This is a genomic window from Methylophaga thalassica MP (assembly GCF_000214595.1).
Taxonomy (GTDB): domain Bacteria; phylum Pseudomonadota; class Gammaproteobacteria; order Nitrosococcales; family Methylophagaceae; genus Methylophaga; species Methylophaga thalassica.
In genome coordinates, this window is record NZ_AFIG01000003.1 from 648,989 (window position 1) to 669,057 (window position 20,069).

The 20,069-nt window shown below is 43.9% G+C and carries 22 protein-coding genes; 15 read left to right on the forward strand and 7 right to left on the reverse strand.

From position 1 onward, the window contains the following. Nucleotides 1-37: 37 nt before the first annotated feature. From MAMP_RS14695 to MAMP_RS14705, 3 genes are read right to left on the reverse strand one after another with little or no spacing between them, the layout of a single operon-like run. Entirely contained in the window at nt 38-1,951 is a 1,914-nt protein-coding gene (locus MAMP_RS14695; RefSeq protein ID WP_007146886.1) for a Gldg family protein, read from the reverse strand. 15 nt (nt 1,952-1,966) lie between these two features. Next, entirely contained in the window at nt 1,967-2,707 is a 741-nt protein-coding gene (locus MAMP_RS14700; protein WP_007146887.1) for an ABC transporter permease subunit, read from the reverse strand. After that, the gene (locus MAMP_RS14705; RefSeq protein WP_007146888.1) at nt 2,707-3,654 is read right to left on the reverse strand and encodes an ABC transporter ATP-binding protein; all 948 of its coding nucleotides are present in this window, start codon (nt 3,652-3,654) and stop codon (nt 2,707-2,709) included. The genes MAMP_RS14700 and MAMP_RS14705 overlap by 1 nt, the downstream gene beginning before the upstream one ends. 168 nt (nt 3,655-3,822) lie before the next feature. Here MAMP_RS14705 and MAMP_RS14710 point away from each other — a divergent pair, with 168 nt between their 5' ends. Both MAMP_RS14710 and MAMP_RS14715 read left to right on the forward strand, forming a co-directional pair. Next, the gene (locus MAMP_RS14710) at nt 3,823-4,878 is read left to right on the forward strand and encodes a DUF2333 family protein (protein WP_007146889.1); all 1,056 of its coding nucleotides are present in this window, start codon (nt 3,823-3,825) and stop codon (nt 4,876-4,878) included. Nucleotides 4,879-5,011: 133 nt separating this feature from the next. Further along, the gene (locus tag MAMP_RS14715; protein ID WP_007146890.1) at nt 5,012-5,419 is read left to right on the forward strand and encodes a c-type cytochrome; all 408 of its coding nucleotides are present in this window, start codon (nt 5,012-5,014) and stop codon (nt 5,417-5,419) included. A 51-nt stretch (nt 5,420-5,470) separates the two neighbouring features. Here MAMP_RS14715 and MAMP_RS14720 read toward each other — a convergent pair whose 3' ends face one another. After that, on the reverse strand, nt 5,471-6,811 hold the full coding sequence (locus MAMP_RS14720; protein WP_007146891.1) for an OprO/OprP family phosphate-selective porin: 1,341 nt from the start codon (nt 6,809-6,811) through the stop codon (nt 5,471-5,473). A gap of 120 nt (nt 6,812-6,931) precedes the next feature. On the opposite strand from MAMP_RS14720, the gene MAMP_RS14725 reads away from it, so the two are divergent. After that, nucleotides 6,932-8,002: a substrate-binding domain-containing protein gene (locus MAMP_RS14725; RefSeq protein ID WP_007146892.1), complete on the forward strand. Its 1,071-nt coding sequence runs from the start codon at nt 6,932-6,934 to the stop codon at nt 8,000-8,002. Here MAMP_RS14725 and moaC read toward each other — a convergent pair. Further along, on the reverse strand, nt 7,999-8,475 hold the full coding sequence (gene moaC, locus MAMP_RS14730) for a cyclic pyranopterin monophosphate synthase MoaC (RefSeq protein ID WP_007146893.1): 477 nt from the start codon (nt 8,473-8,475) through the stop codon (nt 7,999-8,001). The genes MAMP_RS14725 and moaC overlap by 4 nt on opposite strands. A gap of 47 nt (nt 8,476-8,522) precedes the next feature. Between moaC and moaD the strand changes: the two genes are divergently transcribed. Genes moaD through MAMP_RS14745 form a run of 3 tightly spaced genes read left to right on the forward strand, consistent with a single transcriptional unit; the run spans nt 8,523 to nt 9,603 of the window. Further along, nucleotides 8,523-8,750, forward strand: coding sequence for a molybdopterin converting factor subunit 1 (gene moaD / locus MAMP_RS14735; RefSeq protein ID WP_007146894.1), 228 nt, complete (start codon nt 8,523-8,525; stop codon nt 8,748-8,750). A gap of 1 nt (nt 8,751) precedes the next feature. Beyond that, the gene (locus MAMP_RS14740) at nt 8,752-9,189 is read left to right on the forward strand and encodes a molybdenum cofactor biosynthesis protein MoaE (protein ID WP_007146895.1); all 438 of its coding nucleotides are present in this window, start codon (nt 8,752-8,754) and stop codon (nt 9,187-9,189) included. Nucleotides 9,190-9,207: 18 nt separating this feature from the next. Next, entirely contained in the window at nt 9,208-9,603 is a 396-nt protein-coding gene (locus tag MAMP_RS14745; protein WP_007146896.1) for an MAPEG family protein, read from the forward strand. A 2-nt stretch (nt 9,604-9,605) separates the two neighbouring features. Here MAMP_RS14745 and ubiD read toward each other — a convergent pair whose 3' ends face one another. Next, the gene (gene ubiD, locus MAMP_RS14750) at nt 9,606-11,078 is read right to left on the reverse strand and encodes a 4-hydroxy-3-polyprenylbenzoate decarboxylase (RefSeq protein WP_007146897.1); all 1,473 of its coding nucleotides are present in this window, start codon (nt 11,076-11,078) and stop codon (nt 9,606-9,608) included. 215 nt (nt 11,079-11,293) lie between these two features. On the opposite strand from ubiD, the gene MAMP_RS16330 reads away from it, so the two are divergent. The 5 genes from MAMP_RS16330 (at nt 11,294) to MAMP_RS14770 (ending at nt 14,045) form a co-directional block, all read left to right on the forward strand. After that, on the forward strand, nt 11,294-11,833 hold the full coding sequence (locus tag MAMP_RS16330) for a hypothetical protein (RefSeq protein ID WP_007146898.1): 540 nt from the start codon (nt 11,294-11,296) through the stop codon (nt 11,831-11,833). After that, nucleotides 11,788-12,456, forward strand: coding sequence for a sterol desaturase family protein (locus MAMP_RS16335; protein ID WP_007146899.1), 669 nt, complete (start codon nt 11,788-11,790; stop codon nt 12,454-12,456). Before MAMP_RS16330 ends, MAMP_RS16335 begins: the two co-directional genes overlap by 46 nt. A 73-nt stretch (nt 12,457-12,529) precedes the next feature. Further along, a complete protein-coding gene (locus MAMP_RS14760) occupies nt 12,530-12,796 on the forward strand; it encodes a DksA/TraR family C4-type zinc finger protein (protein WP_007146900.1) in 267 nt (88 codons plus the stop codon). Between the two features lie 174 nt (nt 12,797-12,970). Further along, on the forward strand, nt 12,971-13,408 hold the full coding sequence (locus MAMP_RS14765) for a helix-turn-helix domain-containing protein (protein WP_007146901.1): 438 nt from the start codon (nt 12,971-12,973) through the stop codon (nt 13,406-13,408). A 220-nt stretch (nt 13,409-13,628) separates the two neighbouring features. Next, the gene (locus MAMP_RS14770) at nt 13,629-14,045 is read left to right on the forward strand and encodes a hypothetical protein (RefSeq protein ID WP_007146902.1); all 417 of its coding nucleotides are present in this window, start codon (nt 13,629-13,631) and stop codon (nt 14,043-14,045) included. A 49-nt stretch (nt 14,046-14,094) separates the two neighbouring features. Here the strand turns inward: MAMP_RS14770 and prlC are convergent, their stop codons facing one another. Next, on the reverse strand, nt 14,095-16,134 hold the full coding sequence (prlC, locus tag MAMP_RS14775; protein WP_007146903.1) for an oligopeptidase A: 2,040 nt from the start codon (nt 16,132-16,134) through the stop codon (nt 14,095-14,097). 142 nt (nt 16,135-16,276) lie between these two features. Here prlC and MAMP_RS14780 point away from each other — a divergent pair, with 142 nt between their 5' ends. The 4 genes from MAMP_RS14780 (at nt 16,277) to MAMP_RS14795 (ending at nt 20,069) form a co-directional block, all read left to right on the forward strand. Beyond that, nucleotides 16,277-17,071: a UDP-2,3-diacylglucosamine diphosphatase gene (locus tag MAMP_RS14780; protein ID WP_007146904.1), complete on the forward strand. Its 795-nt coding sequence runs from the start codon at nt 16,277-16,279 to the stop codon at nt 17,069-17,071. Further along, entirely contained in the window at nt 17,071-18,123 is a 1,053-nt protein-coding gene (locus MAMP_RS14785; protein ID WP_007146905.1) for a glycosyltransferase family 4 protein, read from the forward strand. Before MAMP_RS14780 ends, MAMP_RS14785 begins: the two co-directional genes overlap by 1 nt. 136 nt (nt 18,124-18,259) lie before the next feature. Next, on the forward strand, nt 18,260-18,985 hold the full coding sequence (locus MAMP_RS14790; RefSeq protein ID WP_007146906.1) for an MlaA family lipoprotein: 726 nt from the start codon (nt 18,260-18,262) through the stop codon (nt 18,983-18,985). Between the two features lie 97 nt (nt 18,986-19,082). Then, nucleotides 19,083-20,069, forward strand: a complete 987-nt coding sequence (locus tag MAMP_RS14795; protein ID WP_007146907.1) for a calcium/sodium antiporter — start codon at nt 19,083-19,085, stop codon at nt 20,067-20,069.

Genomic DNA, 20,069 nt, shown 5'->3' on the forward strand with positions numbered 1-20,069 from the left:
TTATAAACCTATTATCGAGTCGACTAAAACAGCATCGTTATTGCTGGCTACGTGCTTTATTGCGTTTCCGGATACGCATCCAGCCAGTGAAAACCGCTAATAATCCGACTAATATCGGTACCAAACCTATATTGAAAAACTTCAGCTGTGCATCAAGTTTATCAATATCTTTACGCAAGTTAGCCTGTACATCACGAAGTTGTTGCTGAGTCTTATTGGCGGTAAGACGGAATTCAGCAATTTCCTTTTGTTGCTCAGGAGATAATATTTGTTGTCCTGAACCACTACGCTGGACTTGCATACGGGCGATACGTTGCTGCGTTTCTTTCAGCTTGTTCTGTAATTCACGCTCTTTGGTACGGAAGCGTTTTTCGGCATCACGTTGCAGCTCAATTACCTTGTAAAAAGGTCTGGAAAAACCTGCTCGGGAACGGATACTGATTAACCCTTCACTGCCAGTCATATCCTCAATAGCATTAATCAGAAAATCAATGTTATTTGATGTATTAAAGGCTAATTGCTTGCCATAAAAGTCCTGAGTTTCGACCCAAAAACGATCATCCAGCATATCGACATCAGCAATGGCGATAACATCAATATCACTCTTAGCTTTATCTAAATGGCCTGGCATTTTTTTCAACTCACCAGACACCGTTTTCGCGCCATCAGGGAACGCTGTTTTTACCTCGCCTTGGGCGCGAATAGCCATTGGATAACTAATTGTCCCCGGTTGATATTTGGTCAACAGGGCAACAGGATCATTACGGAATTGAACCACCCGCTTATCCACCAGCATCGCTTCGTTGCTTGATGAGAATAAAGGCGTAATTTTTGTGGTATGACCATCCAGAATCTCAAAACGCCCTGGAGTGGCAACATTCAATTGACGTAAAGCTGAGGTGATACGCTCATCTTTATTAAAGTTGCCTTTGGTCAACTTCTGCCAGAGTACATAATCGATGGGCTGATAATCTGTCTTAGCACCAAAATCCACTTTCGTTGCGGTTTTACGATCCGCTACGACATCAGTATTGGAACGCTTAAAGCCCCATGCCTCAAATAATTCATCCATATTTGAGCTGCGAGGCGCCAACATGGCACTCATTGGATTGTCCGGATCCTTTTTCGGCTTATCGACTTCTGCGTAAGGATCAACAAAGGTAATCAACTTACCACCAGCCAACACGTACTGATCGATCGCATAGAGTGTACTTTCAGACAGCTCTTTGGGATGAATCACCACTAAAGCATCCATACTTGAGGGAATACGGCGAACGTCGGTAGGTAGCATAGAGACATTAAACATCTGACGTAACTCAGCCATCATAGCCCAAGGTTTGGCACCATCAGCAGAGGCGACTTCACCTTTTAAAGGATCGTACTGCTCACCATCAACTTCCAGAGAGCTAATCACACCCACCGTTTTTCTGTTGTTGTTAGACAGTTTGTATATCAATTTTGTCAGATCATATTCCAGCGTATCTTCTTTTTCTGGCTGAAAGAAAGGAATCGTCTCAACACCATCTACTTCATTGGTACCAGCCAAACCAAAATATAATGGATCTGATTCGCCATCAATCGGCACAGACTGCAAACCATATTGATCAGCACGCTGTTCATCGGATGAAAAAGGTTCAGGGTTCATCACAAACAAACGAATCTTGCCATTCGAAGCTCGTTGATATTCAAGCAATAGTTCCTGCACACGTTGTGCATAGGATTTCAAACTAGGCAACGCCTGAGCTGCTTTTTCTGTGTAGTAAAAACGCAGACTAATCGGCTCTTTCATCGATTTGAGAATGTTAACCGTGCCATCGGATAAGGTGTAAAGATTATCCTCAGTCAAATCAACACGTGCTGATTTGAAGTTGCCATTGACCACAATATTGAATGATACAAACAGAATGATGGCCAGAATCAGACCTGTTGCAGATAATAGTTGTTTATTCATCGTCGCAATTCTCTCCTAGTCAGCCTTACGAGCATTGACGATAAGGGCGTTAGCAAACAGCCAGATAACGATTAATGAAATGAAATACATCATATCTCGCATATCAATTACGCCTTTGCTGATAGCGTCAAAATGGGTCAAGAAACTAAACGAGCTCACTGTTTCCACTAATGTCTTAGGTGCCCAGCCGCTGAAAAAGTCAATGACGATACCATAGCCGCTCAGTACAAATACCAAGCTAATAATCAGGCTAATCACAAAGGCAATCACCTGATTTTTGGTAATCGCTGAGATACATGAGCCAATGGCCAGAAAACCGCCCGCCATTAATAAACTGCCTAAGAAACTCGCCACAATGACACCATTATCAGGATTACCCAGATAATTCACGGTAATCCACAATGGAAAATTCAAAAACAACGCTAAGCCAGTAAACGCCCAGGCCGCGAGGAATTTACCAATAACGGCTTCAAAAACAGAAACAGGTAAGGTCATCAATAACTCAATTGAGCCACTCTTACGTTCTTCGGCCCATAAACGCATTGATATGGCCGGAATCAACAAGATGTACAACCATGGATGCATGGAGAAGAAAGGATAAAGGTCGGCTTCACCGCGTTCGAAAAAGTTACCAACATAGAATGTTGAAAAGCCGGTTAACAACAAGAAAATGATAATGAAAACATAAGCCACCGGTGTAGCAAAATAGCCATTAAACTCACGTTTCATAATGAACCAGATATTACGCATATTCATCAGTTTTTGGCTCCCGTACTAGGCATGGTAATACTACGGAAAACTTCATCCAGGCGACCTGCTTCCGCATGCAAGGCATCAATGCTCCAGCCATTCTCACGAATTTTCTCTGATAAGTCGGCGGTAATTTGCTGTCCATCTTTTGGATAGACTCTGAAGCCAGCCCCTTCCACAGGTTCAACTTGAGCAACAAACGGCAATGAGTTCAAGAAGGTCTCGAATGCCTTTTGTTCGACATTAGCGACATTGACCACAACTGCATGGTAATAGCGTGATTTTGATTCCAGTTGTTGAGGTGTGCCGTCAAACTTCACTTTACCGTTAGCAATAACGACGTTACGCGTACACAGAGCGTGTACTTCTTCGAGAATATGGGTAGAGATGATAATGGCTTTATCTTCCGCCATTTCGTTAATTAATGTTCTGACTTCGTGTTTTTGATTCGGATCGAGACCATCTGTAGGTTCATCAAGAATTAACACCGGCGGATTATGCAAAATAGACTGAGCCAGACCAACACGACGCTTGTACCCTTTCGACAGGGTTTCAATCGGTTGATACATGACATTGGTAATTCTTGCCCGCTCAGCTGCACTGTCTACAGCACGACGTCTGTCAGCCCCTTTAATACCTCGAATTTCAGCAATAAACTTCAGGAAACTATCCGGCGTCATATCCGCGTAAGCCGGTGCCCCCTCAGGAAGATATCCTAAATGTGCTTTCACCGAAATAGGGTCTGTCAGCACGTCATAACCACAAACTCTTACCGTACCTCTTGTTGGTGTCAAAAACCCGGTAATCATTTTCATCGTCGTTGATTTGCCGGCACCATTCGGGCCTAAAAACCCTAGCACTTCGCCTTTACTGACAGAAAATGACACACCATCAACGGCTTTGATCGCACCAAAATATTTGGCCAGATCATCGATCTCAATTCTCAATGTCATAACAAAAGCGTCCCCCGCTTCCTAATCATTTTTGCAAACCTGTCATTATTCTGAGGTGAAGCAATTTAAGTCAAGCTTGAATTGTCTTTCATCAACCCCATTGTCTTAAAGATTCATAGCGCATAAGCTGTCACATAACACTCCCACTTATTCAGATATGAGATGTCAATGAAACGCTTAACACATAAAATCCGTGATTTCGGCTGGTCAGTCAGCGACAGTTTTGCCGATACCACAACTCGTCAACGTATCATTAAGACCACCGGCGTCATCATAGGTGTGATTGCATCCATTATGGTCATTCTGATGGTGTGGTGGAGCATCGCCCCCAGTGAATTTGACCCCACTGAAAATGCCCGAATTATGGCATCTCAACAGCAACAACAACTGGTAACCGGTTATACATCCACAGCGACACTCATCACACTCGCTGAAAAGCTACTGGATAAACCGGGTGGCTACTTGAGCAATGATGTCATGCCACCATCCGTGTGGATGGACAATATCCCTCGCTGGGAGTTCGGTGTGCTGGTGCAGATTCGTGATTTTGCTCGGGTCTTGCGCAATGACATCAGTCGTTCACAATCACAATCACGTGAAGATGAGGATCTGGCGATTGCTGAACCTCAGTTTAACTTTAATTCCAACTCCTGGTTATTCCCGCCCACTGAACGTGAATACCGTGCAGGCATTAAGTCTCTTAAATCCTACTTAGCGAGATTGAGCAGTAATCAGGATGATGCTCAATTTTATGCCAGGGCCGATAACTTAGTCGCCTGGTTATCCGTGGCAGAAAAACGTCTTGGTAGCTTGTCACAGCGCTTAACCGCCAGTGTGGGTCAGGTCCGGATTAATACTGACTTAGCCGGTGATGCTGAGGCGCTGCAATCAACCCCTTTAGCAGATGAAGTGGTGACAAAAACGCCTTGGAATAAAATCGACGACGTATTCTACGAAGCGCGAGGAACAACCTATGCCCTCATCCATTTATTGAAAGCCGTCGAATATGATTTTTCTGATGTCTTAAGGAAGAAAAACGCTCTAGTCAGCCTTCGTCAGATCATTCGCGAACTGGAAGCCACACAGGAGCCGGTGTTAAGCCCGGTCATTTTGAATGGGAATGGTTTTGGCTTATTCGCTAATCATTCATTAGTGATGGCTTCTTACGTGTCTCGGGCCAATGCGGCTTTGATTGATTTAAGAGATCTGTTAAATCGAGGATAAAATCCTACAAAAGAAAGGTATTTGACCTATACATCATGGCAAATCACCCAACCAGGTCAAAAAATAACATCTTATTATTGAATTATCCGGCCCCGAAACAGGGGCTGGAAGTTCAGATTTAATGGAGATGTTCATGTTGTTTCAACTTAAATCAATTAAGCCAGTTTTGCTTTCAGCAACACTGCTGCTTATTTCAGCACCATCAGTTTTTGCTGATGACAAACCTTACACCGTAACGAATGGCAATGAACTTGATGCCTCAAGTTATGCTGGCTTCAAACTGTATAGAAACTTCTGCGCCCGCTGTCATGGCACCTATGGTCAAGGTATGGTTGGGCCTAACTTAGCGGAAAGCCTGAAGGTAATTTCCAAAGACGAATTTTTTAATACGGTAGAGCATGGGAAAACGGGCACTATCGGCAGCATGCCGGCCTGGTCATCAAATGCAAAAGTCATGAAAGGCAGAGAAGACATTTATAACTATCTTAAAGCCAGAGCAGACGGCGCAATTGGCGAAGTAAAACCTAAAAAAGCCAATTAAAACCAGAAACAGCATTGAGGGCTGTAAACAGCCCTCAATAGTTAAGTTATCTTAGAACGCCCATTGGCTTCGAACCTGAAATACGGATGGTTCATCATTATCATTCGGCCCACCATCGACTTCCAGCACGTCCACATAGTTAGCAGAGAAACGTAATGTTGGTGTTGGATACCAGTTCACACCATACGTCATTGCATCCGCTTCCCCACCATCAATACCGGCATCACTTAAATCAAGCGAGCTATAGCGCAAGGCCAACTCCCAAGCACCATAACCACCTTCACCGACAATCGAGCTTGGTTTCACGCCACCCATCACACCATTTTTGTATTGGCGGGTCTCGCCGGTCAGGATATAACCCGCTTGCAGATACCAGCCATCAAAGTCGGCATCTTTACCGTTATTGCGATTCACCTTTGTGGTGATATATTCACCTTGTACAGAGTATGGCCCGTGACCAGCAGCCAGTTCAGCACCGATATTGTAATAATCTGCAACTGAAGTAATATCTCCGGTATCAATAATGCTCACACCAGATACATGTGATTCAGCCTCACTATCGAAGCCCACTTTTCCACTATCGCCAGTATCACGGTAGTTAAGGCCAAGACCTAAATGCACAAAATGCACACCATCGTTAATGGGAGCCCAGGTGCCACGAGCCGTTGCCCCCCAGCCTTCATCATTTTGACCACCTTTATTAGTGATGGAGTCACCGAAGATGCCTGTCGCCCATGACCAGTGCGTTGTTTCATTACTCGCCATGATTCCCATCTTTCTTCCTGAAGAAAAAGCGTTAGGCAGCGCGCGTTCCATAAATAATGTGTTATTTGCACTGGTCAGATAATCTAAGCTGAACGGTGTTTTAAAATTACCGACAGTGATATCCATTGGCTCAAAGCCTGTATAGGCCAGGTAAGCATCCGTTATCCCCCTGCCATTTGACCCGGTACTGGCAAAATCATATTCGAGCTTAAAGTCCCACACGTTATACATTGTGCCCGAATAGGAAATCCTGGCACGGCGAAATTCTGAACCATCCCCCATTTCAGGTTGACCACTATAGCTTGCCGCATCGGCTTGTAAGCGACCACCTAACTTACTTTCAAACTTACCGTCACGGGTCTTAACACCAATCCCTCCCTTGACGGTGACTTCAACATCTGAAGGCTTGGTCGCTTCAGCGAGTTTGGCATCGACTTGTTGTTTTTCTTGTTTTGCCTGAGCCTGATTTTGTTTTAATTCTGCCATCAAGCGACCATACTGGTCATCATTGACCATACCGTTTTCATGCAGCATATTAATCAGAGTTTCAATTTCAGATCCCGCATAGGCAGGACCCGATAATGCCGCCAGAACACCGGCAGCCAGCAGGCTTCTCTTTATCGTCATGTTCTTCTCCTTGTCTGAATTTTTAACACTACATAGCTGCAAAACAGCTTGTAATCTTAGTTAGCGGTTAAAAGGCGCTTATCATGACAGTTTTGTTACAACAATTACCCGATGTAAATCATGGAAATTAAAATAGACTTTCACTGGCAACTGACCCAGCACGGAAAACCGCATCACATTGATGACATTCTGTTTCAGATGCTGGAAGCCATTCAGCAGGAAGGATCGTTAAAACAAGCCACCGACAAACTTGGCGTGTCATATCGCTTTGCCTGGGGCTTATTGAATAAATGGGAAGCGTTACTTGGCCAGCCTTTAGTTATTCTTGAGCGAGGCCGAGGTGCGCGATTAGCTGTTGTCGGGGAGAAACTAATGCATGCGAACCGGCATCTCAGCGCCTCATTTTCTCCGGAATTGGATAACTTTTCCACCGAATTGAAACGTGAATTTGAAGCCATCTTGGATCATAGCCCCCGCGATACATTTAAAATTTTTACCAGTCATGGTCTAGCCGTTGGTGCACTAAAAGAATTACTCGATCAGCAATCTGACTTTTTATTGGATTTACATTTTCACGGCAGTCAGGAAAGTCTGAAAGCATTAAAAGCTGGTGATTGTCATATTGCAGGCTTCCATCTTCCGATTGGCGAGTTAAGACGTCACTTAATGAGCGACTATTTAAAACTACTTGATGAAAAACAACATCAATTGATCTATGTGGTTCGTCGGAATCAAGGTCTGATGGTTACCAGGGATAACCCGAAACACATCAACGATCTCAGCTCGCTGACTCAGGATGGGGTCACTTTTATCAACCGGCAAACGGGGTCGGCCACCCGCACATTATTTGATCAACTTCTTGTAGCGAATGCTATTTCCAGTGACCATATTAAAGGCTACTCACATGAAGAGTTCACACACATGGCAGTGGCAGCCATGGTGGCTAGTGGTGCTGCCGATATTGGCTTTGGTATCGCTCCCATTGCCGATAAATTCAATCTGGAGTTTATCCCCTTGGTATGGGAACACTACTGCTTGGCAGTACCGCAGCTATTAGTGGATGACCCAAGAGTACAGGCCATTATCAGTTTATTGAAAAGCCCGTCTTTCCATCGAAAAGTGAAAGATTTTAAAGGCTATGACACAACACGTTCTGGTCAGCTTGTGAGCTTTGATGAAATCTTCGCTTAACTACGCTGCCAGTGCCCGCTTTTCCCACCTGCTTTTTCCAATAGACGAATATTGGTCATCGTCATACCTTTATCAACCGCTTTACACATATCGTAAATGGTCAGAAGCGTGACTTGTACCGCGGTAAGCGCTTCCATTTCTACGCCCGTTTGACCACTGGTTCCCACTGTTGCCCGGCAATGTATAGAAGCTGTTTCACTGTCTAATACAAAATCGACTGACACCTTGGTCAACGCCAATGGATGACATAATGGCACTAAATCCGCTGTTTTTTTCGCCGCCATAATCCCAGCAATCCGGGCAATCCCTAATACATCGCCTTTTTTATGTCCGCCCTGTTCTACTAAATTAAATGTCTCCGGTAACATAACGATGGTGCCCTCAGCAATGGCAACACGGTCTGTCGTGGCTTTACCGCCAACATCAACCATATGTGCTTCACCTGCTTGATTAAAATGGGTCAAATCCGTCATCGCAAATGTTATCCTCTAACTTTAAATTAGCTGAAACGATCAACCAGATGAGTATTCAAGTCAAATTTTTTGCCAGTCTTCGAGAAAAACTCGGTCAAGCCGATATGGAACTGACTACTGCCAGTACCGCTCTAGATGCATGGAATCAGGCCACCCAAAATAAGCCTGTGCCGGATAATCTGCTTGTCGCTATCAATTTAGACTACGCAAAACTCAACACACCAGTACAAGACGGCGATGAAGTCGCCTTTTTCCCACCGGTAACCGGAGGCTAATATGGCGAGTTGGGTAAGTGACCATCTTATTGAGCCGTGGCAAATCATTGCTGAGCAACAGTCAGCGCAGAACTTAGCAGGTCAGTATGGCGCGACGGCCAGCTTTATCGGTTCTATGCGAGACTTTAGTGATCGTACTGATATAAAAAAGATGGTGCTTGAACATTACCCAGCGATGACCGCCCGCTACCTGGAAAAGTTAGAAGATATGGCGAGGCAAAAATGGCCATTACTCGATTGTCTGATAGTTCATCGTGTCGGGGAAGTCCATCCCGGAGATGCCATTGTCGTCATTGCTTGCTGGTCAGCGCATCGTCGTGCCGCGCTGGATGCTTGTGACTGGTTAATTGAAGAGCTGAAGTACAAAGCACCGTTCTGGAAAAAAGAGTTTACGAATGAAGGTGGACATTGGGTCACAGGGAACACTGATGGCCACTAACAAACAAGGAAAGTCATTATGATTACAGCATTGTATGCCAGCCTCTGCGCCTTACTGATTGTTAAATTATCACTGGGCGTTATCGCCGTCCGTCGCAAGCATAAAATCGGCTTGGGCGACGGTGGTAATGATGAATTACAAGCCGCTGTCCGTGCCCAGGGAAATGCTACCGAATATATTCCGATCACCTTAATTTTGATGTTTCTACTGGAAAATATTGTGGTGTATAACTGGATAATTCACCTTGCTGGCATCACATTGCTAACCGGTCGGATCATTCATGCTATTGGCATCAAAAACCAGGATATAAAGAAGCGTGTTCTTGGCATGAAAATCACGCTTTATCTGATTATTGCCTTATCGATATTAAATATCGTCTATTTTGCTTTAGCCTATTTGATGCCGATCAATTGACTTTAATCGCTACTTAAACCGAGCTCATCCCATATAGCATCAATGCGTTTGACCACTTCAGCATCTCGCACGATCGGCCGTCCCCATTCTCTATCGGTTTCACCAGGCAGTTTATTGGTGGCATCCATACCCATTTTAGAACCCAGTCCTGAGACCGGCGAAGCAAAGTCTAAATAATCGATGGGTGTATTTTCTACCAGCGTGGTATCCCGGGCAGGATCCATCCGCGTGGTGATCGCCCAAATCACATCTTTCCAGTCTCTTACATTGACATCATCATCCACCACAATCACAAACTTGGTGTACATAAACTGACGCAGGAAAGACCATACGCCCATCATCACGCGTTTGGCATGGCCGGGATACTGTTTTTTCATACTCACCACCGCCATTCGGTAAGAACAGCCTTCTGGTGGTAGATAGAAATCAACAATTTCTGGAAATTGTTTTTGTAATATCGGCACAAACACTTCATTCAGGGCAACACCAAGAATAGCCGGTTCATCTGGTGGGCGACCGGTATAGGTACTGTGGTAAATCGGATTCTGGCGTTGTGTTATTCGTTCGATAGTAAAGACAGGAAAGCTATCCACTTCATTGTAATAACCCGTATGATCGCCATACGGCCCTTCTGGTGCCATATCATCGGGATAAATAAAGCCTTCCAGTACAATTTCCGCATTAGCCGGTACTTGTAAATCATTACCCATACATTTGACTAATTCGGTTTTACTGCCACGCAGTAACCCTGCAAAAGCATATTCGGACAAAGTATCAGGCACAGGTGTGACAGCACCTAAAATGGTGGCTGGATCGCAACCCAAAACCACGCTAATAGGAAACGGCTCTCCCGGATGGGTCTGTTGCCACTCTTTAAAATCCAGTGCACCGCCACGATGTGATAACCAGCGCATAATCACTCGATTTTTGCCGATGACTTGTTGGCGATAAATGCCCAAGTTCTGCCGTTCCTTGTGCGGGCCTTTGGTCACCACCAGCCCCCAGGTAATTAAAGGCGCGGCATCTTCCGGCCAACATAGTTGGATTGGATACTTTGCCAAATCAATATCATCGCCTTGAAGCACCAACTCCTGACACGCTGCCTTTTTGACTAGCTTGGGTGACATGGTCAGCACTTTTTTAAAGATGGGGAGTTTCTCCCACGCATCTTTCATGCCCTTGGGTGGTTCAGGTTCTTTCAGAAAAGCGAGTAACTTACCGATTTCACGTAAAGCCTCGACAGAGTCTTCTCCCATTCCCATCGCCACTCGTTTGGGTGTACCAAACAGATTCACTAACGCAGGAATATTAGATCCTTTCGGATTTTCAAACAGTAATGCCGGACCACCGGCTCGTAATACGCGATCAGCAATTTCCGTCATTTCCAGTGCTGGATCGACTTCGGTTTTAATCCGTTTTAATTCACCCTGCTGCTCCAGGCCATTGATAAAGTCACGTAAATCGGTGTATTTCATTCAGATACTCAGTTAACTACAGATTCAAGCTCTGATGAGCTTACGTCAGAATCTTACTGGATAACAAAGATCGGCTAAAGCCATAATACTAAAGTATCTATCTAAAACACGCCTTTTTGCTACTCAACTCATATTAGAGTCGTCGCTAAGCATATTGAAGAAATTCAGTAATACCGACATTATGTCTGCCAAGTTTAATAATCTCAGCTCAAATCATGACAGAACATTACCAATATCAATCGAGACAGATTGAAAAAAATCCAGCGAAAGAATTCCGTTTTGGCGAGGGTCGAATTAGCTGTTATTTATCGTTTACACTCAGTGTATTAAGCCTTTTGGCCGTACTGGCCTATCTATATCCAGCTTATTTAACAACCGCCGCTCTGCGCGAGGTCTATGATGCTGAGCAGTTACAACAAGTTTTGAAATACGCTATGTATTTCTCATTATTTTTTGCTGTATTGACCTTTGTCTTAAACAAGGGCAAATACAAAGCGTATGGTTTAGGCGCTATCACTTTAACCTTAATCGGCTTTGCTTTAGGTGGTTACAGCATCCCTATCGGTAATGTAGAGCCAAAAGAATTATCTTTGGGCATCGATTGGTTAATCCTGGCCTTTTTGGGTTCCGTTGCTATTTTCATGACAATGGAAAAGCTGTTTCCCAAATATCGAGATCAAGTTATCACCCGCCTGAGTGGGGAATCGATATGTTTTATTTCTGCTTTAACCATCTGGCTATCTCCGCGATTTTGATTTTTGCCAACTATCATGCCAGCCATTTTGATTGGGCCGTGAGTCCATCGGTGCAGTCTGCCGTTCAAGCTATGCCCGTTTGGTTGCAAGTCATATTAATCGTCCTGGCAGCAGACTTTGTATTGTATTGGGAGCATCGGGCCTATCATGAAGTTAAAAGTCTCTGGCCTATTCATGCAGTTCATCACTCTGTTGAACATCTGGACTGGTTAGCAGGATCTCGTGGTCATTTTGTGCAGGTATTTTCCGAACGTGCCATGGTAATGATCCCACTCTATTTACTGGGTGCGGATGAGTCGGCATTAAATATATACGTCACCTTTGCTGCTCTTCAGGCCATTCTGATTCACTGTAATGTGGATATTCCTTTTGGCCCCCTCAAGTATCTTTTTGTCACACCACAATTCCATCATTGGCATCACAGCTCAGAGAAACCGGCTATTGATACCAACTACTCAGCTCACACAGTGTTGTTTGATCGCTTATTCGGTACCTATCATCTCTCAGGAAATTACTGGCCTGCCGAATACGGCACAACAGTTCGGCTACCACGACATATTCTCGGACAGACTTGGTACCCGATCTATCGCTGGAAACAACGGCTAGGCAAAAAAGTCTCTTGAATAATGACTATTGGGTCTAAGATAACTTAGGCCTATAATGAAAAATAATTAAATCAGTCAGTTGGAGGTTGTTATGGCTGGAGGATGGTCCCGAGATGGGGCAGTACAAGATCAAATAGATGCCAGTGTTGATGACGCGATTCAACAAGCGCGCTCACGTTTACCACAAGGCGAAAGTCTGACGCATTGTGAAGAATGCGATGCTGAAATACCTGAAGGTCGCCGTAAAGCCATTCCAGGCGTTTACCTGTGTGTAAAATGCCAGCAGGAAATAGATAACGAAAATAAAGCCGCTAGTATGTTTAACCGGCGAGGCAGTAAAGACAGTCAACTACGCTGAGTAGAAATGTACTCAAATAAAAAAGGGCAAATAGCCCTTTTTTAATGCCAGTAAACAATTAAGTTTTTCTCACCATTTCATTTGTCACAAAAATGTCATACGCTTCATTCATAATCGTAATATTTTGATATAGCCGCTATTTAGTTCTTTTTCGGTCACTTTATGGAGTTGACAATGACAAGCACAGAACAGGTAAGCAGTCCCCGCAAAAAATTACTCACCCCAGCCCAGGTTAAACGCTGTAAAACGATAGCTGCTTCCACCAATGACTATAGTGCTCGAGCCAATGTTTTACTTGCTCTCCATAGCGGTGCCAGTCAAATGCAGGCAGCAACACAAACTGGACTGACTATCGGTCAGGTACGTTATTGGGCTGCTCGGTTTCGTCAACTCGGTATGGATGCCTTCCCTTCCAGCTCAAATGAAAATCCAGCCCAAAGTGCTCAAACAGCAGATGCCTTAACTGAAGAAAAACCTAAAAAAGTCAAAAGCAAAGATAAGAAAAAATCAAAAGCCGACAAAACCAAAAATAAAGATAAAAAATCTAAAAAAGATAAGTCCGCTAAAAAAGACAAGAAAAAAGCCAAAGATAAAAAGAAAACTAAAAAATAGTCGCATTTTTCAGTACCGTAATTACTACGGAGAAACAAACTCAGTTGGGCGAAATCTTCGACGTCTGTTTTTCAAAGACGCTGACGATCATAGTATTTGGTTTTCATTATTGATATCACTTGAGCTTGAGCATGCAAATATAAATTGACTGTGAGCGATTTATTGTTCAGCCTGATCAGTCTCTAGCTGAAAATGACCTATATTTAAGAGAGAATAGATAATGAAAAAATACCTTGCTTTAATCCCTCTGCTTTTTCTTGCACAACAGGCGTTTGCTGTAGATGCAGAGCATGAAGAAGCCTACAAAAAACACTACAGTGAGCAACTCCGTCCCATGGTGATCAAAAAGCTCGGTATGGACAGACCCGATCTGAGTGCAGCGGCAATTAAAAGAGAAGCCGATGCTTATGTGCAGAAAATGGCAGGATGTCAGCTGGAAGGCTTAGGCATCTTCCCTGAAAAATATCGCGAAAAAGCGATTATGCCTGTTGCGAAAGGCGGTGATGTCGCACAAGCCACACAAGCCCTGAATGAAGAACTTAAAAAAGATATTGATGCTGGCAAAATTTCTAAAGATGAAGTGATGACCATTATCCAGTCAGCACAACAAACTGTGCAGATTTGTGCAAACTCTTAATAAAAATAACGCGATAGAATAAAAAAGGGCCTTTCGGCCCTTTTTTTATTTATGCAGCAATACCAGAATGTCTTAATAAGGCATCTATTTCAGGCTCGCGGCCACGGAATGCAATAAATAATTCCATCGGTTCTTTTGAACCGCCCTGCTCCAGAATATTATTCAAAAATTCCAGCCCCGTTTCGCGATCAAAAATGCCTTTTTCTTCAAACTTAGAAAATGCATCGGCTGATAATACTTCTGCCCACTTATAGCTGTAATAACCAGCGGCATAACCACCAGCAAAGATATGACCAAAGCTATGAGCAAAGCGATTAAATTTTGGTGGCTGTACCACGGCAACCTGATCGCGTACTTCGGCCAGAATTTTATCCACTTGATTTCCACCTTCTGGATCAAATTCCAGATGCAAACGGAAATCAAAAATAGAGAATTCGAGCTGACGCACCATCATCATCGCTGACTGGAAATTACGCGCCGCAATCATTTTTTCATACAGTTCTTCAGGCAGTTTTTCACCGGTTTCATAATGACCAGAAATGAGATCTAAGGCTTCTCTTTCCCAACACCAGTTTTCCATAAACTGACTAGGTAACTCGACCGCATCCCAAGCCACACCATTAATTCCTGACACACCCGCATAATCAATTTTTGTCAGCATATGATGCAGACCATGACCAAATTCATGGAATAAGGTCGTAACTTCATCATGGGTAAATAAGGCTGGTTTATCACCGACAGGCTCAGAGAAATTACAGGTCAGGAAAGCCACTGGCGTTTGCAGCCCCTTGGCCGTTTTCCGACGCACCAGACATTCATCCATCCAAGCGCCACCACGTTTGTGCTGGCGAGCATATAAATCCAGATAAAACTGACCACGTAAGTTGCCGTTTGATTCGCGAATTTCAAAGAAGCGGACATCTTTATGCCAGGTATCAATATCGGTACGTTCACTGATAACCAAACCATATAGGCGGTTGACGACAGCAAATAAGCCACTGACGACTTTATCTTCGGGAAAGTATGGCTTTAACTCTTCCTGAGAAATGCTGTAGCGCTGCTGGCGTAATTTCTCAGCAAAGTAAGTGACATCCCAAGCTTGTAATTCATCCATGCCTGCTGTTTCTTTTGCGAAGACTTTCAGTTCTTCAAATTCTTTAACCGCAATCGGTTTACTACGCTCGGCCAGATCAGTCAGAAAGTCCATGACTTGTTCCGGACTTTGTGCCATTTTTGTTGCCAGTGATCGCTCAGCATGGTTAGCAAAGCCAAGTAAGTTAGCTAAACGATGACGAAGTTTGAGAATATCCGCCATGACCTGCGTATTGTCCCACTGTCCGGCATTCGGTCCCTGGTCAGAGGCTTTGGTCGCAAATGCGGTGTACATTTCTTCGCGGAATTCACGATTATCCGCATAAGACATGACCGGCATATAAGACGGGAAATCCAGTGTGAACACCCAGCCATCAACATTATCACGTTTGGCGAATTGCTCTGCCATGGCAATGGTGGATTCGGGTAATCCAGATAACAATTCTTTATCCGTAACATGCTTTTTCCAACCGTGTGTCGCATCCATCAGATTTTCTTCAAACTTAGCACTCAATTCGGTCAGTTTTTGCGTGATATTTTTATATTCATCGCGATCGGCCTGATTTAGCTCAACCCCGGATAAACGGAAATCCCTGACCGCATTATCAATGACTTTTTTCTGAGCCGTATCGAGTGACTGATAAGCCTCACTCTCAGCCAATTGTTTATATGCGCGATACAGGTCTTCATTCTGACCCAGCTCGGTACCGAACTCACTCAGCATAGGCAAACACGCATTGTAGGCTTTTCTTAACTCATCAGAATTCACCACTGAATTCATGTGACTCACCGGCGACCAGACACGATCAATTGATACATCGATATCTTCCATCGGCTCGACAAGGGTTTCCCATGTCGGATGACTGACTTGAGTGAGTAGTTTATCTACTGCTTGCCGAGCCTGACTGATGGCTTGCGTCACCGCAGGCTCAACATGCTCAGGTTTAATCTCAGAGAAAGGCGGTAATACATAATTTTCTAATAATGGATTGCTCATTGGGCGTCTCAATTTTGGCTGTTGTTTAATGATACGACAATTAATTCAATAAGTTATCGTCATCATTCTGCAACATAATATTCATCATGCTGCAATATTTATTCGATAGTGTGCCCTCAAAATACTAAGGAAACGACACATTATGCAAACACAAGTGAGTCATAAAGAGAAGTTAAAAGTTCGCAGCGTCTGGATTTCTGATATCCATCTGGGATTTCGTGGTTGCAGCGCAGACTTTTTACTGGATTTTTTGCATAAGGTCGAATGCGATTATTTATACCTGGTAGGAGATATTGTTGACGTCTGGGAAATGAAAAAACGTATGTTTTGGCCTCAGGCACATAACAACGTTGTCCGTACCTTATTAGGTAAAGCAAAACATAACACCAAAGTCATCTACGTACCTGGCAATCATGATGAGTTATTGCGTGATTTCAATGGCGCGGTATTCGGTAATATCGAAATTCAAAATGAAATGATTCACACCACGGCGGATGGTAAAAAACTGCTCATTCTGCATGGTGATCAATTCGACAGTGTGGTCAAAATTTCTCCCTTACTGGCAAAATTAGGCGGACGACTCTATGACTATCTGCTGAGAGCGAACCGGCTTGTTAATTATGTTCGCCGTAAAATGGGTTTCTCTTACTGGTCACTGGCAGCATTCTTAAAACATAAAGTGAAAAATGCGGTGCAGTACATCAGTAATTTTGAAGAAGCGGTGGCCCATGAAGCAGCCAAACAAGGAGTTGATGGTGTTGTTTGTGGTCATATTCATCGCGCAGAAATCACTCGTATTAATAATGTCGATTACTTCAACTGTGGTGACTGGGTAGAAAGCTGTACAGCTTTAGTTGAACACCCTAATGGCAAAATGGAAATTTTGTACTGGGCCGACATCATCGAACAACCACAAGCCATCGCTCAGGCAGCCTAATGAAAATCGTCATCATCACCGATGCCTGGGAACCTCAGGTAAATGGGGTGGTACGCACCCTGAAGCAGACCCGTAAACATTTAATCGAGCTGGGTCACGATGTTCATCTAATTACCCCTGAACAGTTTAAGACTGTCCCCTGCCCGACTTATCCGAGCATTCCATTATCGTTATTTCCAGGCAGAAAGGTTAGTAAATTACTCGATTCCTATCAGGCTAATGCCGTCCATATTGCTACTGAAGGTCCTTTAGGGATGGCAGCAAGAAGATGGTGTATTAAAAACGATGTGCAATTTACCACCTCTTATCATACGCAGTTCCCTGAATATGTCCGTTTGCGCCTTCCCATTCCATTGAGATGGAGTTATGCCTGGTTTCGACGTTTTCATGGCAAAGCCGTGCATACACTGGTTCCAACAGCCTCTCAAAAGCAACGTCTGATTTCTCATGGTTTCAAGAATGTTGAAGTATGGGGACGAGGTGTGGACACAGATATATTCTCACCTGATAATCCAAAACAGCTTGGTTTAACCGGTCCTGTGTTTATGAATATGGGACGCGTAGCTATTGAGAAAAATATTGAAGCCTTTCTGCAGTTAGACATTGACGGTAATAAGGTGGTGGTGGGTGATGGCCCGGATCTCGAACACCTGCAGCAAAAATATCCTGACGTTACCTTTACTGGAGCTAAATTTGGCAGAGAGCTCGCCTCTTATGTCGCTGCAGCAGATGTCTTTGTTTTCCCAAGTAAGACAGATACTTTCGGTCTGGTATTACTGGAAGCGATGGCCTGCGGAGTTCCCATCGCAGCCTACCCTGTCACAGGACCGGCTGACATCGTACAACAGGGGGTGACCGGATTTCTTGATGACGATCTCACAACAGCTGCGAAAAAAGCCTTAACACTGTCTGCTGACGATTGTATTGAGTATGCAAAAAATCATAGCTGGATGGCCTGTACAAGAGTATTTTCAGACTTCATGTTCAATAATCAGCAGAGCAGTAAACTGGAAGATACCGATATCACAAATCACTCATTTTGGTGTCTTTAAAATCCGTCCTGTTGTTTTTTTGCAACTCAGTTCACATTACCATGTCATAAACGCAACAGATGACTTGCATTGCTATAAGTCCGCGTGCGATTATTTCTCGGGTCGATAAGAATAAAATTTAAAGGATCATAATTCGATGTCTACCCTGAGCTCAGTTTTCAAACTCGGTTTTTTGGCAACAGTATTGCTGCTCACTGGCTGTGCCACAAGCAACAATCCCAAAGACCCTCTTGAGGGATATAACCGTGCAATGTACAAGTTTAACGACACAGTGGATAAAGCCATCCTGAAACCTGTAGCTAAGGGATACGACACGGTAATGCCTGCCCCACTTAGCCAAGGCGTGAGCAACTTTTTTAGTAACCTCAACGACATCACTGTGATTATCAACGATTTATTACAGTTCAAATTTAAACAAGCGGCTAACGATACTGGCCGTTTTGTATTGAATACAACGGTTGGTGTCGCCGGTATTTTTGATGTGGCTAGCCTCAGTGGTAACTACAAAAATAATGAAGATTTTGGCCAAACGTTAGGAGCTTGGGGAGTAGAACCAGGTGCTTATATCGTGCTGCCATTTTTCGGACCAAGAACGGTACGTGACTCATTTGGTCTGGTAGGTGATTACTACACTGATCCCGTGACCTATGTTGAGGGTCCTGGTGCTCGTAATGCATTCCGTGGTGTTCGCATAGTTGATAACCGTGCCAATTTATTAAAAGCTGAAAAAGTACTTGATGAAGCAGCAGCTTCAGATGAATACAGCTATGTAAGAGATGCCTATCTTCAGCATCGAGAATATCTTGTCCATGACGGTCATCCTCCAACTAGTGATGATGATTTTGATTTGTTTGACGAATGATCTAACGACAAGTCGCAAGCGAGTCCTTATAATGATTAGCCGGGTATATCCCGGCTTTTTCATATCTAAAATTAACATTTAATCCACATGGAAACTCATGACAACTATTCTGTTTATATCAGCCATTATCGCTGGATTCGTGATTTTGATTTGGGGAGCAGATCGATTTGTTGATGGAGCCGCAAACATCGCCACCAATTTTGGTGTATCACCGCTAATCGTTGGTCTTACCATTGTTGGTTTTGGCACATCCGCCCCAGAAATGTTGGTTTCAGCACTGGCTGCTATCGACGGTGCTCCGGCTTTGGGTATTGGTAATGCCATTGGCTCTAACATTACCAATATTGGTCTGGTACTGGCTATCACCTTACTTATTGCCCCTTTGACCGTGCATTCTGACACTTTAAAACGTGAATTTCCCGTCTTATTGTTCGTGATGGCATTGTCATTAGTATTATTACTCGATGGTGAATTGAATAGGATGGACGGCATTATCCTATTCAGCGGATTTATTATTACCTTGGCCGGAATGGCTTGGTTAGCTATCAAAGGGAGTAATAAGCAGGATCCGTTGGAAGCAGAGTTTGAAGCAGAATACGGCACCACTAAAATGACCGGGAAACAGGCGACATTTTATTTTGTGATTGGCCTTATCGCGTTGTTAATCGGATCTAAATCCCTAGTATGGGGTGCAACAGGTATTGCTCACCTGCTTGGCGTCAGTGACTTAATCATTGGTCTGACAGTGGTCGCTATTGGTACCAGCTTACCTGAGCTGGCCGCATCTGTTGTGTCGGCATTGAAAAATGAACATGACATCGCCGTCGGTAACATTCTGGGTTCTAATATATTTAATATTCTCGCGGTATTGGCCATGCCTGGATTGATTGCGCCTTCCCACATTGATCCTATGTTACTTTACAGAGATATTCCTTTCATGATTGGATTATCCGTCGGCCTATACTGCTTCGCCCGTTTCAGCCAGAATGGGCGAATTGGCCGTGTTGCCGGTGTACTGATGTTAGTCGTTTATGTCACATACAATGGCTTGCTTGTTTATCAAAACACACCAGGATTAAGTTAA

What these genes read in the sequence shown, in the direction of transcription:
- MAMP_RS14705 (WP_007146888.1), bottom strand. Translation starts at nt 3,654, where the DNA reads ATGACATTGAGAATTGAGATCGATGATCTGGCCAAATATTTTGGTGCG.
- MAMP_RS14720 (WP_007146891.1), bottom strand. Translation starts at nt 6,811, where the DNA reads ATGACGATAAAGAGAAGCCTGCTGGCTGCCGGTGTTCTGGCGGCATTA.
- prlC (WP_007146903.1), bottom strand. Translation starts at nt 16,134, where the DNA reads ATGAGCAATCCATTATTAGAAAATTATGTATTACCGCCTTTCTCTGAG.
- MAMP_RS14715 (WP_007146890.1), top strand. Translation starts at nt 5,012, where the DNA reads ATGTTGTTTCAACTTAAATCAATTAAGCCAGTTTTGCTTTCAGCAACA.
- ubiD (WP_007146897.1), bottom strand. Translation starts at nt 11,078, where the DNA reads ATGAAATACACCGATTTACGTGACTTTATCAATGGCCTGGAGCAGCAG.
- MAMP_RS14795 (WP_007146907.1), top strand. Translation starts at nt 19,083, where the DNA reads ATGACAACTATTCTGTTTATATCAGCCATTATCGCTGGATTCGTGATT.
- MAMP_RS14780 (WP_007146904.1), top strand. Translation starts at nt 16,277, where the DNA reads ATGCAAACACAAGTGAGTCATAAAGAGAAGTTAAAAGTTCGCAGCGTC.
- MAMP_RS14785 (WP_007146905.1), top strand. Translation starts at nt 17,071, where the DNA reads ATGAAAATCGTCATCATCACCGATGCCTGGGAACCTCAGGTAAATGGG.
- MAMP_RS14770 (WP_007146902.1), top strand. Translation starts at nt 13,629, where the DNA reads ATGAAAAAATACCTTGCTTTAATCCCTCTGCTTTTTCTTGCACAACAG.
- MAMP_RS14790 (WP_007146906.1), top strand. Translation starts at nt 18,260, where the DNA reads ATGTCTACCCTGAGCTCAGTTTTCAAACTCGGTTTTTTGGCAACAGTA.
- MAMP_RS14725 (WP_007146892.1), top strand. Translation starts at nt 6,932, where the DNA reads ATGGAAATTAAAATAGACTTTCACTGGCAACTGACCCAGCACGGAAAA.
- moaC (WP_007146893.1), bottom strand. Translation starts at nt 8,475, where the DNA reads ATGACGGATTTGACCCATTTTAATCAAGCAGGTGAAGCACATATGGTT.
- MAMP_RS16330 (WP_007146898.1), top strand. Translation starts at nt 11,294, where the DNA reads ATGACAGAACATTACCAATATCAATCGAGACAGATTGAAAAAAATCCA.
- MAMP_RS14745 (WP_007146896.1), top strand. Translation starts at nt 9,208, where the DNA reads ATGATTACAGCATTGTATGCCAGCCTCTGCGCCTTACTGATTGTTAAA.
- MAMP_RS14740 (WP_007146895.1), top strand. Translation starts at nt 8,752, where the DNA reads ATGGCGAGTTGGGTAAGTGACCATCTTATTGAGCCGTGGCAAATCATT.
- MAMP_RS16335 (WP_007146899.1), top strand. Translation starts at nt 11,788, where the DNA reads ATGTTTTATTTCTGCTTTAACCATCTGGCTATCTCCGCGATTTTGATT.
- MAMP_RS14760 (WP_007146900.1), top strand. Translation starts at nt 12,530, where the DNA reads ATGGCTGGAGGATGGTCCCGAGATGGGGCAGTACAAGATCAAATAGAT.
- MAMP_RS14765 (WP_007146901.1), top strand. Translation starts at nt 12,971, where the DNA reads ATGACAAGCACAGAACAGGTAAGCAGTCCCCGCAAAAAATTACTCACC.
- moaD (WP_007146894.1), top strand. Translation starts at nt 8,523, where the DNA reads ATGAGTATTCAAGTCAAATTTTTTGCCAGTCTTCGAGAAAAACTCGGT.
- MAMP_RS14700 (WP_007146887.1), bottom strand. Translation starts at nt 2,707, where the DNA reads ATGAATATGCGTAATATCTGGTTCATTATGAAACGTGAGTTTAATGGC.
- MAMP_RS14710 (WP_007146889.1), top strand. Translation starts at nt 3,823, where the DNA reads ATGAAACGCTTAACACATAAAATCCGTGATTTCGGCTGGTCAGTCAGC.
- MAMP_RS14695 (WP_007146886.1), bottom strand. Translation starts at nt 1,951, where the DNA reads ATGAATAAACAACTATTATCTGCAACAGGTCTGATTCTGGCCATCATT.